The 12,040-nt window shown below is 68.3% G+C and carries 8 protein-coding genes; 6 read left to right on the forward strand and 2 right to left on the reverse strand.

The window, feature by feature from the left end:
• The first annotated feature begins 191 nt into the window (after positions 1–191).
• The 6 genes from BLS85_RS04430 (at position 192) to hemA (ending at position 8,928) form a co-directional block, all read left to right on the forward strand.
• Positions 192–848, forward strand: coding sequence for an alpha/beta hydrolase (locus tag BLS85_RS04430; RefSeq protein ID WP_092782718.1), 657 nt, complete (start codon positions 192–194; stop codon positions 846–848).
• 277 nt (positions 849–1,125) lie between these two features.
• Positions 1,126–3,027: a flagellar hook-length control protein FliK gene (locus BLS85_RS04435; RefSeq protein WP_143027088.1), complete on the forward strand. Its 1,902-nt coding sequence runs from the start codon at positions 1,126–1,128 to the stop codon at positions 3,025–3,027.
• 12 nt (positions 3,028–3,039) lie between these two features.
• A complete protein-coding gene (locus tag BLS85_RS04440) occupies positions 3,040–3,840 on the forward strand; it encodes a flagellar hook assembly protein FlgD (RefSeq protein ID WP_092782724.1) in 801 nt (266 codons plus the stop codon).
• A 137-nt stretch (positions 3,841–3,977) separates the two neighbouring features.
• Positions 3,978–5,864 (forward strand): flagellar hook protein FlgE, encoded by a 1,887-nt coding sequence (locus tag BLS85_RS04445; protein ID WP_245699073.1) that lies wholly within the window; start codon positions 3,978–3,980, stop codon positions 5,862–5,864.
• Between the two features lie 268 nt (positions 5,865–6,132).
• The gene (locus BLS85_RS04450) at positions 6,133–7,530 is read left to right on the forward strand and encodes an aspartate aminotransferase family protein (RefSeq protein WP_092782730.1); all 1,398 of its coding nucleotides are present in this window, start codon (positions 6,133–6,135) and stop codon (positions 7,528–7,530) included.
• Between the two features lie 183 nt (positions 7,531–7,713).
• Complete coding sequence (hemA, locus tag BLS85_RS04455) at positions 7,714–8,928, forward strand: 5-aminolevulinate synthase (protein WP_092782733.1); 1,215 nt, start codon at positions 7,714–7,716, stop codon at positions 8,926–8,928.
• Positions 8,929–9,163: 235 nt separating this feature from the next.
• On the opposite strand, the gene BLS85_RS04460 is transcribed toward hemA, so the two are convergent.
• Together BLS85_RS04460 and BLS85_RS04465 are read right to left on the reverse strand one after the other, a co-directional pair.
• On the reverse strand, positions 9,164–9,649 hold the full coding sequence (locus tag BLS85_RS04460; RefSeq protein WP_092782736.1) for a peroxiredoxin: 486 nt from the start codon (positions 9,647–9,649) through the stop codon (positions 9,164–9,166).
• Positions 9,650–9,703: 54 nt separating this feature from the next.
• Positions 9,704–11,893, reverse strand: coding sequence for a protein-disulfide reductase DsbD family protein (locus BLS85_RS04465; protein ID WP_245699074.1), 2,190 nt, complete (start codon positions 11,891–11,893; stop codon positions 9,704–9,706).
• Between the last annotated feature and the right edge of the window lie 147 nt (positions 11,894–12,040).

Consider the following 12,040-nt stretch of genomic DNA (forward strand, 5'->3'; position numbering starts at 1 on the left):
ATCGACGGTCGTCCGATCCCGTGCCCGGGCCCGCATCCCGACTCCGCGATGTTTTCACACGCGGAACGATACCCGACTCCCTTACATTATCGATGCCACTGGCGTAGGACGACGAACGGTCATCCCTGAACCGACCCGCCTTGAAAGCCCTTGCCTCGGTTTCCTCTTGAACACGGATTGCGCCGCTCCCCATGCCCGACGTCATTTTCAACGGCCCCGAAGGTCGCCTGGAAGGCCGCTATCACCACAACAGGGCGCCCGGCGGCCCGGTCGCGATTGTCCTGCACCCGCATCCGCAACAGGGTGGGACCATGAACAACAAGGTGGTCTACACCCTGTATCATGTGTTTTCCCGCCGGGGCTTTTCGGTCATGCGGTTCAATTTCCGGGGCGTCGGTCGCTCCCAGGGCACGTTCGACAACGGCCAGGGCGAGCTCTCCGACGCCGCCGCCGCGCTGGACTGGCTTCAGGCCGTCAATCCGGATGCCGGGCACTGCTGGGTGGCCGGGTTCTCCTTCGGGGCCTGGATCGGTATGCAGCTCTTGATGCGCCGGCCGGAGATCAGCGGGTTCATTTCCGTGGCCCCGCCGGCCAACCGGCAGGATTTCACGTTCCTTGCGCCGTGTCCCTCCTCCGGCCTGATCGTGCATGGCGACAGCGACGACATCGTGCCGGAGGCGTCCGTGGCCAAGCTGGCGGCCAAGCTGTCGGCGCAGAAGACCATCACGGTGGATCATACCGTCATCCCCGGGGCCAACCACTTCTTCTCGGAACATCTGGACGTTCTTGGCAAGACGGTGGACGGCTACCTGGGCGCCAACATGGACCGCATCCGCGCCGCAACCTGAGGCCCGCCGGTCGGCGGAGCCCGGCAGAAGTTGCCGGGGGCGCGCTGCAAGTCCTGCCCCGGGCACGTCTCGCCACGGCGTGACCGTGCCCTCGCCCCGCGGCCACGATCCGTGGCGGCTCTTTTTTTCCTTACATATCAGAGTGGTGCGATCATCCGGGCAATCTGGCCCGGCGTTTGCGAGCCAAGAGGGCGATGTGGTTCGTCCGGCGTGCGTGGATCCGTTGTGATCCGCCGGGGCCGGCCGGACCGTCCCAGCAGCCCACGGGATGGCCGCCATGGAGATCGCTAGCGTTGCCGCCGGTTACAGCGCAACCGCCAACACCGCCTCGTCGGCCTCCGGCGGCGCGAGCCGCAAGGCGTCGGACCCTTCCGCCGAGGCGCTGTTCGCTGCGGTGATGGGAAGCGTGATCGCACCCGATACAACGGCATTCGTGTCGGCCGCCCCCCTCTCCGAAGCCTTGTTCGACACGGACGCCGATGAGGCGCGTCCGGTCGCGCCGCCGGCGCGGGAGCGGGAAGATCGACCCCGCGACGAGACGAACGCGGCGCGGGATGCCGATGCCGAGGCCGACGATGTCGAGGGCGATGCGCCGTCTGACCGCAAGGCCCGGGAGGCCGATGCCGCCGAGACCGACCGGGAATCGGATCAGGCCGCCGCCGATGGGGATGAAACGCAACCGGCCGAAGCGCAGGCGGCCGCGTCCGGCACGCCGGCGGCCGAGGCAACGGTGGCGGCGGACGCCGCCGCCGTCCTCGTTGCGACTGGCGAGGGTCAGTCCGACTCCGTCGCCGGCACGGCCGCGAACGCCACCGCACAGGCCAAGACCCAGACCGCCGCCGCCGCCGCAGCCTCCGCCGCGCGCACCGCCGCCCACAAGGTCGGCGAGACCGCGCAGCCGGGCGCCAGCGGATCGTCGGGCACCGGCCTCAACGGCGGCACGGGCCAGCAGACGGGCGCCAATACCGCCGCCGCGCGCGCAGCCACGGCGCAGACCGCTCAGACCGGCGCCACCGGGGCCGATGCCGCAACGGCGCAGACAGCCGCCACCACCACCGGCGGTGATGCTGCCCGCGCCCAGGCCGACGCCCTGGCCGACAAGGTCAAGTCCGACACCCCGATGCAGGTGAAGGTGACGGTGAGGGAGACGGCCCGGCCAACCGGTGCCGACCAGACCGCCGCCGCGACTCAGACCACGGCCAATCAGGCCAACCGCCCGTCCGGCGACCTGACCGGCGCGGCGGCGCTGCGTCAGCAGGTCATGGATGGGCTCGCCAAGGCACAGGGCGAGGGCTTCGTCAGCAACGCCACCGGCAAGGGGGCGTCGACCCCCAGCATCGCCGAGCAGAACGCCGCCGCCGCCGAGGCCAAGGCGCAGACCGCGCAGGCTCAGGCCGCCGCCCAGGCCTGCACCGCCGCTCAGGGGGCGGCCGCCGGTCTCGGTCAGGCGGGTACCGACGCGCGCACCGGTGAACCGGCCGGGGTCGTCACCGGGGGGCGCGCCGCCGATGCGGCGCTCAAGATCGACATCGGCCGCGCCTCCGCTCAGAACCAGAGCCAGGGCCAAATGAACGCGCAGTCCCAGGGCAGCGCGCGGGGCAGCGCCGCGCCGACGGCCGCGACCACCTCCGGGGGGGGCGACAGCGCGTCGGGCTCCGGCAGCTTCGCCGATCAGGTCGGCCGCGCCGGACAGGGACAGCAGGGACAGGCGGCCGAGCAGGCGCGCCCCGATCCCCAGGCCCGCCGGGTGGTCGAGCAACTGCGCGTCAACATCTCCAAGGCCGCCAATCGCGGCATGGACCGGATCACCATCAAGCTGCATCCGGAGACGTTGGGCCGGGTCGAAGTGAAGCTGGACTTCGGCTCCGACGGACGGGTCTCGGCCCAGGTCACCGTGGACAAGTCCGAGACCCTGGACCTGTTGCAGCGGGACGTGCGCGGTCTTGAACGCGCCCTGAACGACGCCGGGCTGCGAACCGAGAACGGCGGCATCCAGTTCGGACTGCGCGGTGACGGCACGGCGGCCCAGGGCGACCGTGGTCGCGCCGCCGCCGGCCGCCCCGGGTCGCAGGGCCACGGCGCGGGCGGCGAGGGGATGGCCGACGATGCCCCGCCGGACGTGGAATCCATCATTCAGGCCGCCGCCAAGGCGCGGGGCGGCCACAGCGTGCTCGCCTAGAGGGAGGATCCCATGGTTGACTCGGTTGCCGCCGCCGGTCTGGTGCAGGGCAAGTCCGCGCAGAGCAAGCAGAAGCTGGCCAACGACCTGGACAGCTTCCTGACGCTGCTGACCGCCCAGCTGCAGGCGCAGGACCCGCTGTCCCCGATGGACTCCACCGAATTCACCAACCAGCTCGTGCAGTTCGCCCAGGTCGAGCAGCAGATCTACCAGAACGAGAATCTGGAGGCGCTGCTGGCCTCCAACGTCAAGACCCAGCAGGCCATGGCCGTGAGCTACCTCGGCAGCTACATCGAGGTGGAGACGGACAAGGTCATGCTGGACGACGGCATGGCCGTGTTCACCTACGGCCTGTCCGGCGACGCCGAGAAGGTCACGATCAACGTCAAGGACACGTCCGGCGACATCGTGCGGACCTTCTCCGGCGACCCCTTGGCCGGTCTGCACAAGATCACCTGGGACGGCACCGACGAGACTGGCAACCCGGTCGAGGACGGGGTCTATGTCCTGGAGGTCTCCACAGTCCAGAGCGAGGACGCCGCCGACGACGAAACCCTGGAGACGTGGACGACGTCCCTCGGCAAGGTCACCGGCATGGCTGCGGACGGCACCTCCACATTCCTGGCCATCGGCGATCTGTCCGTCGACATGGACAAGGTGCTGGGCGTGTTCGAGTCGCTGCCGCTGGACGATGTGGACAGCGGCGATGACATCTCCGGCGATGATACCGGGGACGACACCGGCGACGATACCGGGGACGACACCGGCGACGACACCGGCGACGATACCGGGGACGACACCACCACGACCTGATGCCTGCAGGCCGGCGCGCCGGCCACCGCCAACGAACCGGGCCGGACACGTGCCCGGACCCCGCCCCAGGGATGACCCGTCCGGGGCGCCCCTGAATGGGAACATCAAGGAGAAGACCGATGTCGCTTTACGGAGCCTTGTTCTCGGGCGTGTCGGGATTGCAGTCGCAGTCCAGCGCCATGGGCGCGATCTCGGACAACGTCGCGAACGTCAACACCGTTGGCTACAAGGGTACGAAGGTCAACTTCCAGACCCTGGTGACGGCCCAGGTATCGCTGACCCAGTATTCGCCGGGCGGCGTGCAGTCCGCGCCGCGCATGAACGTGGACATCCAGGGGCTGTTGCAGGCCACCACGTCGTCGACGGACTTCGGCCTGTCGGGGCAGGGCTTCTTCGTCGTCTCCGACCAGGCGATCGAACCCTCAGGTTATGCCTACAGCCGCGCCGGATCGTTCAAGGTCGACAAGGACGGCTACCTGCGCAACGTCTCCGGCTACTACCTCCAGGGCTGGCCGTTGCAGACGTGGGACGGCACGACGTCCGCCTCGACGGTGACCTACAACAACGATACGTACATGAAGGCGTATCGCAACGACAACGGCGACCTCTTCTACATCAACGACAACGCCGTCGACAGCGTCAACATGCAGCCGCTGAACCTGAACACCATCGGCGGCACGGCCCGTGGGACCTCCACCCTCTCCCTCGGCGCCAACCTGCCGAAGGACGCCCCCATCGGCAGGACCGAAAAGACCGCCGCGCTGATCTTCGACAGCCTCGGCAGTTCGCACAACCTGCTCTATTCCTGGACCAAGCGCGACCAGAACACGTGGGACGTTGATGCCATGCCGCCGGCGGGCAGCGAGTACATCAACATGACGGCCCAGGATGGCAGCACCTATTACAGTGCCGGGCGTCTCGATTTCACGGACATCCCGCAAGTCGCTGCCGGTGGTTCGACGACGATGACCATCGATGATGGCACCACCACCTATACATACACGTTCACTGACTCCACTGGCGGTGACGGAATTGTGGATGAGGTTTCCAGCAGCAATGGTGCCAGTAGCGGGCCTTACACCTTCACCACGCTGTCCGAGATGCTGGACGATTTGTCCAGCCTGATCGAGGAGGACCTTCAGGTCCTCGCCCTGGCCGAGCATGGCGGCGCCACCGGCAGTGTCGCCGATTCCACCGGCAAGAGTTCGCCGAGTAACTGGGCCGAACGCATCGCCGGCGAGAACAGCATCCTGATCCGGCAGTATAGCGAGGCCGACACCATCACCGTGAATGCCTCCTCGTTGACCATCAACAGCGGTGCCGACCCGGCGGTGATTCAGGATGAATCGTATGGTATCCCGGCGCTGACAGCTGCGAGCGGCACGTGGCAGGGCTCCTGGATCAACGCCAACGCCAGTGGCATCACCTTCAACGGCGACGGTACCGTGGATACGATCTTCGGCTACGACGAGACGATCGAGAACGACCCGCGCACCACCATGAACATCAACTGGGCCAACGGTGCCCTCGACATGGACGGGTCGTCCGCGCCTCCGGGTGGGCCCGCCATCACCCAGTTCTGGGGCAACTACAACGCCACCGACGGCATGCAGCAGCTTGCCGGTGATTATCAGCTCAACTACGTCACCCAGAACGGCAACCGGTTCGGCAACTATGCGGGCATCTCGGTGTCCGATAACGGCATCGTCACCGCCCTGTTCGACAACGGCGTGCAGGCCCCGATCTTCATGATCCCGGTGGCCACCTTCGTGAACCCGAACGGCATGAACGCGCTGACCGGCAACGTGTTCCAGCAGACCGACACCTCCGGCCTGCCGGTGGTGCGCGAGGCCGGCTCCGCCGGGGCCGCGTCGGTCGCGCAGGCGACTCTGGAAGCCTCGACCGTCGATCTGGGCGAGGAATTCACCACCATGATCACCACCCAGCGCGCCTATTCGGCGGCGGCGAAGATCATCACCACGTCGGACGACATGCTGGAGGAACTGATCCGAATCAAACGGTAGGCGGGCGCTTTTCGCGCGGTCTTCTCCTTCTTTCAGGATCTCACCCCCCCGGTCGCCTCATCGGCCGGGGGGTTTTCTATTTCGACGTGCGGGGGCGCGTTCGTGTTGCCGCGTCCCGGGGCGTGCCCGTGACAAACGCGGCCTCTCTGTGTCAATTTTACTTGACTCCCCATCGCGTCCCCCCTCAGGTGGTCGGATCAGATCGACCCCCAAAACCGGCACGCCCCGGCGCGGGCGCGTGCCGCCATCCGGAGAGACAGAGTCCGCGATGACCCCGTTTCAGCGTCCCAATTCGGCCGCCGCGCGCGATGTTCGCCACCAGATGCACCCCTACACCAACCCCGTGGCCCACGAGGCCAACGGTCCGATGATCGTGGACCGGGGCGAGGGCGTGCGCGTCTTCGACGAGGACGGCAAGGACTACATTGAGGGGCTGGCCGGCCTTTGGTGCACGTCCCTGGGCTTCGCGGCGGAGGAGCGGGTGGCCCGCGTGGCCTATGACCAGCTTCGCCGGCTTGGCTTCTATCATCCGTTCGGGGGCAAGGCGCACACGCCCGGCATCGACCTGGCCGAGGCCCTGATCGCCATGGCGCCGGTGCCGATGTCCAAGGTGCTGTTCTGCAACTCCGGCTCCGAGGCCAACGACACCGCGATCAAGCTGATCCGCTTCTACAACAACGCGTTGGGGCGACCGGAAAAGAAGAAGATCATCAGCCGCACCAAGGCCTATCACGGCGTCACGGTGGCGAGCGCCAGCCTGACCGGGCTGCCGTTCAATCACCGCGATTTCGATCTGCCGATGGACGGCGTGCTGCACACCACCTGTCCGCACCCCTACCACTTCGGCGCCGAGGGCGAGAGCCCGGAGGACTTCGCCACCCGCTGCGCCGAGGACCTGGAGGCGCTGATCCAGGCCGAGGGACCGGAGACCATCGCCGCCTTCTTCGCCGAGCCGGTGATGGGCGCGGGCGGCGTGATCGTGCCGCCACCGACGTACTTCGAGAAAATCCAGGCCGTGCTGAAGCGTCACGACATCCTGTTCGTGGTCGACGAAGTGATCTGCGGCTTCGGCCGCACCGGCAACGCGTGGGGCTGCCAGACGTTCGGGCTTCAGCCGGACATGATCGCCTGTGCCAAGCAGATGTCGTCCGGCTATCTGCCCATCGCCGCCTTGATGCTGAACGAGCGGGTGTATGCCCCGATCCGCGACAACGCCGGGCGCATCGGCATGTTCGGCCATGGCTTTACCTATGGCGGCCATCCGGTGTCCTGTGCCGTGGCGCTGGAGGTGCTGGCCATCTACAAGGAACGCGACGTGTTCGCCCACGCCGCCGCCGTCGGCCCGCGCCTGCAACAGCGCCTGCGCGGGTTGGCCGACCATCCCCTGGTGGGCGAGACGCGCGGCGTCGGCCTCATCGGTGGGGTGGAACTCAGCCGCGATAAGGCCGCCCGCCGGCCGTTCGATCCCGCCCAGGGGGTGGGGCCGGCGATGGGGCTGCACCTGCATGCGCGCGGAATCATCACCCGCGTCATCGGCGACACGGTGGCGTTCTCGCCGCCGCTCGTCATCACCGAGGAGGAGATCGACACCATGGTGGATCGAGTCGCGCTCGCCCTGGACGACACATTGGCCTGGTGTCGGGCCGAGGGGCTGCTGCCGGCCTAGGAAGAGCCGCGCGTTCGGGGCACCGGCCGGAACCCGGGTCGGTGAAGACGCTAATCTCCCTAAAACTTTTGCAATACTCCCCGGCTGTCGTTGCCATGACCAACGCTGAAGAGTTACTTTCCGCGCCGAGGGATTTGGTCGCAACGTGGATCGGGACCCCGTCTGACCGAGAGGACGTCACCGATGGATTACAAGAGCTATTTCGCGGACCGTTTGCGTGATCTGCGCGAGGAGGGGCGGTACCGCGTGTTCTGTGACCTGGAACGCCGCACCGGCAAGTTCCCGAAAGCCATCAATCACCGCGACGGGGAGACCCACGAGGTCACCATCTGGTGTTCCAACGACTACATGGGCATGGGGATGCACCCTGAGGTCGTCGGCGCCATCGCCGACGCCGTCAGCCAGTGCGGTGCCGGGGCCGGCGGCACGCGCAACATCTCCGGCACCACGCACCATCACGTCATGCTGGAAGAGGTGCTGGCCGACTGGCACCAGAAGGAGTCGGCCCTGGTCTTCACCAGCGGTTACGTGGCCAACCTGACCACGCTGATGACCCTGGGCCAACAGATTCCGGATCTGGTCATCTTCTCCGACGCCCTGAACCACAACAGCATGATCGAGGGCGTGCGCCATTCCCGCGCCCCGAAGAAGATCTTCCGCCACAATGATCCGGCGGACCTGGATCGGCTGCTGTCCGAGTACCCGAAAGCCACCCCGAAACTGGTGGCCTTCGAGTCGGTGTACTCCATGGACGGCGACATCGCGCCCATCGCCGACATCTGCGATGTGGCCGAGAAACACGGCGCCCTGACCTTCCTGGACGAGGTCCACGCCGTCGGCATGTACGGTGAGCGCGGGTCCGGCGTGGCCGAGCGCGACGGCGTGGCCGACCGCATCGATATCGTCCAGGCCACCATGGGCAAGGCCATCGGCTGCATCGGCGGCTACATCGCCGGCGACAAGGACTTGGTGGACTTCGTGCGCAGCTTCGGCGCCGGGTTCATCTTCACCACGTCACTGCCGCCGGGCATCGCCGCCGGGGCCTGCGCCAGCATCAAGCACCTGAGCGAACACAACGAACTGCGCATCCGTCATCAGGAACGCGCCGCCACCCTGAAACGCCGCCTGCGCGAGATGAACCTGCCGGTGATGGATTCCGTCAGTCACATCGTGCCGGTCCTGGTGGGCGACGCCGGGCTGTGCAAGCAGGCCTCCGACCTGCTGCTGACCCGTCATCATATCTATGTGCAGCCGATCAACTATCCGACCGTGCCGCGCGGCACGGAGCGTCTGCGCATCACGCCGACGCCGCTGCACGACGACGAGCTGATGGACCACCTCGTGGCCGCCCTGCTCGACGTTTGGAGCACGCTGGGGATCAACCAGCAGGCAGCCTAACCGCACCGCACGACGGAGCGGTTCAATCCGGCCCGTTCTCAGCCCCCGCGTCGGCCCCCGGCGCGGGGGCTGGGCGTTTGGGGGCTGAGCAAATCCCGCACGATCCGGAACGGATCGCCACGACGATTTGCCTCATCATCAAATGCTTTAGCGCACTGCGTGTTTCAGGGGATCACGCAACGCCGCCCAGACATCCGAACGCGGTGTCAGGAGAACGGTTCATCCAGGTTTCGGATTACAGGTGCGCCAGGACGTTATCCGCGCCCGAGACGGCCAGTTGCGGCCCGCCCTCCAGGAACAGGTGCTCGATCAGGCCGTTGCGGACGACCATCGCATAGCGTTGCGAGCGCATCCCCAGGCCCATGGCCGAGCCGTCGAACGCGGTGCCGGTGGCCTCCGCCAGGGCGCCGTTGCCGTCGGAAACCATCAGCACCTTGCCGTCGGCGCCGCTGGCCTTGCCCCAGGCGTCCATGACGAAGGGATCGGCGACCGCGACGCAGGCCACGGCGTCCACATCCTTGGCGGCGAACTGGTCAATGTGCGCGATGTAGCCGGGCAGGTGCTGCTCGGAGCAGGTCGGGGTGAACGGTCCCGGCACCGAGAACAGCACCACGGTCTTGCCGGCGAACAGTTCCGTCGTGGTGACGGGACGGACGCCGGCCTCGCTCAGCATATACAGCGTGACCTCGGGCATGCGGTCACCGGCCTGGATGGTGGGCATGGGTCTGTCTCCTGGTCATGACCGCGAGGGGTCGGGAACGGGCCCCGGGGACGATCATTCCGATCCGGGTGCGGCGGTGGCGGTCTCGATCCCTTTGAGCACGGCGGCGTTGGTCAGCAGTTCGGGCAGGGGAACGCCGCTCGGCGCCGACGGCCCGTACACCGCGTTGAAGGGAATACCGTAGCGGCCGAAGCCGGCGAGATAGGCGGTGATGGCGTCGTCGGGTCGGGTCCAATCACCGCGCATCAGAATGATGTTGGAAGCCGCCAGCCGTTCGGCAATGGGGGATCGATCCAACACCATGCGTTTATTGACCTGACAGGTCACACACCAATCGGCGGTGACGTCCACGAACACGGTCTGTCCCCCGGCCACCAGATCGGGAATGGCGGCCGGATCCAGCGGGCGCCAGTCGCCGACCGATGCCGTCTCGCCCGCCGCGTGCCGCGCGTCCACGCCGGGCAGCCGGTCGGCCCAGGCCGGCAACGCCAGCGCCGCCAGCGCGGCCAGTCCGGCCAGCACGGGCCGTCCCGGCAGGCGCCGGGCGGGCACCGCCACCACCAGCACCATCAGCACCATCAAGGCACCGACCAACGCGGCGGCCAGCGGCGGCACCTGCGCCGCCAGAACCGTCAGCAGCCAGACCGCCGTGCCGGCCAGGGCCACGCCCAGAACGCCCTTCAACCACAGCATCCAGCGTCCGGGCCGGGGCAGCCGGGTCGCCCAGCCGGGTCGCGCGGCGACCAGCAGATACGGCAGCGCCATGCCCACGCCCAGGGTCAGGAAGATCAGCAGGATCTCGACCCAGCCCCGCGACAGCGCGAAGCCCACCGCCGTGCCCAGGAACGGGGCGGAACAGGGCGTGGCCAACAGGGTGGCGAAGGCCCCGGTGCCGAACGCGCCCCACAGCGACCCATGCTCACGCCCGCTGCCGCCGCCGGCATCGGCCAGCCATCCGGGCAGGCCGATCTCGAACAGGCCCCACAGGTTCGCCGCGAACAGCGACAGCAGCACCACCATGGCCACCAGGAACCAGGGCTGCTGGAACTGGATGCCCCAGCCCACCGCCATGCCGGCGGCCTTGACCGCCACGGCCGCGCCGCCCAGCGCCACGAACGAGGCGATGATTCCGGCCGCGCTCATCAGGAAACTGGCGCGGGCGTGGGACCGGCTGGCGCCACCGTGGCCCATCACGCCCAGCACCTTCAGCGACAGCACCGGGAGCACGCAGGGCATCAGATTGAGGATCAGCCCACCCCCCAAAGCCAGCCCCAGCATGGTGGCCAGGGTGGCGAAGGTGAGGCCTGCGCCGGTCTGGGCGGGTGGGGCCAGCGGCGCCGGCCCGGTGGCCCGGTCGGGCGTCACGTTGGCTTCCAGGCCGCGCGCGCCGTCCACCACGGTCAGCGTCAGCGACACTCCGCGCAGATCGTCCACGCCGCCCGCCCGGGTCCACAACACTGTCAGGTCCGCGCCGTCGTCGGCCACGGTCGGGGCGCCGAACCACGCGCCCTCCGGTCCCTCGACGAACAGGTCCGGATCGGCCAGCGGCGGGTCGGCCCGCACCGCCACGCGCAGCACGGACCCGTCCTCCTCGACCACCGCCTCCTCCAGGCTCAGGCCCTGGGCGGCGCCGTCGCCCGGCACCGCCGACTCGGCCCGATTGAGCACCTGGGCATGGCCCGACGGCCCGCCGGGACCCGCCGCCAGATCCAGCGACAGCGCCACCGCGCGCGGCACGCAGATGTCCTTGCAGGTCAGATAGTCCACGCTGGCCCGCAGGCGCAGGCCTTGGCCCGGGTCGGAAACCGTGGCCGCGATGGGATACAGGACGCTGCCGTCGTAGCCGACGGTCTCGATCCCCAACACGGAAAACCGCTGGGGCGCCGGCCACAGCAGGTGGGCGTCCTCAAGGTTCTCGCTGCCGGTCCAGTCGATGGAGGGCGGATAACCGGCATCGCCGGGGGAGCGCCAGTACACCTTCCAGCCGTCGGCGAGGTCGAAATCGAGGCCAAGGCGCACCGCCGAGTCGTCATTGATGGCGCGGCGCGCGGCGATCAGTCGGACGCGGCCTTCCGGGGTTTCGACCCAGGCGCCGGTGCCCGGCGCCGTCCAGTCGGGCAACTGCGCCCGCGCCGGGGCGGCCGCCGTCGCCGCCATGACCAGACCCACCAGAACCATCCCCCACACCAGCAGCCGTTCCGCTGCCCGTGGAATGCCCCGTGGAATACCATGCGTCGCCGCCATCACCGGGACCGCTCCTCTCGCGTCTGTGGAGACCATCGGCCCCCAGCATATCGGACAAGACCGCGCCCGACGCAATCCCCGTCCGATCCCTGACCCCTCCCGCGTCGCGACGGGCTGCGCGGAACGAAGATGGGGCGGGGAAAAGTC

The sequence above is a fragment of the Rhodospira trueperi genome, assembly GCF_900101965.1.
Lineage (GTDB): Bacteria > Pseudomonadota > Alphaproteobacteria > Rhodospirillales > Rhodospirillaceae > Rhodospira > Rhodospira trueperi.

Coding starts and splice junctions, on each gene's coding strand:
- BLS85_RS04430 (WP_092782718.1), top strand. CDS start 192: ATGCCCGACGTCATTTTCAACGGCCCCGAAGGTCGCCTGGAAGGCCGC.
- BLS85_RS04435 (WP_143027088.1), top strand. CDS start 1,126: ATGGAGATCGCTAGCGTTGCCGCCGGTTACAGCGCAACCGCCAACACC.
- BLS85_RS04440 (WP_092782724.1), top strand. CDS start 3,040: ATGGTTGACTCGGTTGCCGCCGCCGGTCTGGTGCAGGGCAAGTCCGCG.
- BLS85_RS04450 (WP_092782730.1), top strand. CDS start 6,133: ATGACCCCGTTTCAGCGTCCCAATTCGGCCGCCGCGCGCGATGTTCGC.
- hemA (WP_092782733.1), top strand. CDS start 7,714: ATGGATTACAAGAGCTATTTCGCGGACCGTTTGCGTGATCTGCGCGAG.
- BLS85_RS04460 (WP_092782736.1), bottom strand. CDS start 9,649: ATGCCCACCATCCAGGCCGGTGACCGCATGCCCGAGGTCACGCTGTAT.
- BLS85_RS04465 (WP_245699074.1), bottom strand. CDS start 11,893: ATGGCGGCGACGCATGGTATTCCACGGGGCATTCCACGGGCAGCGGAA.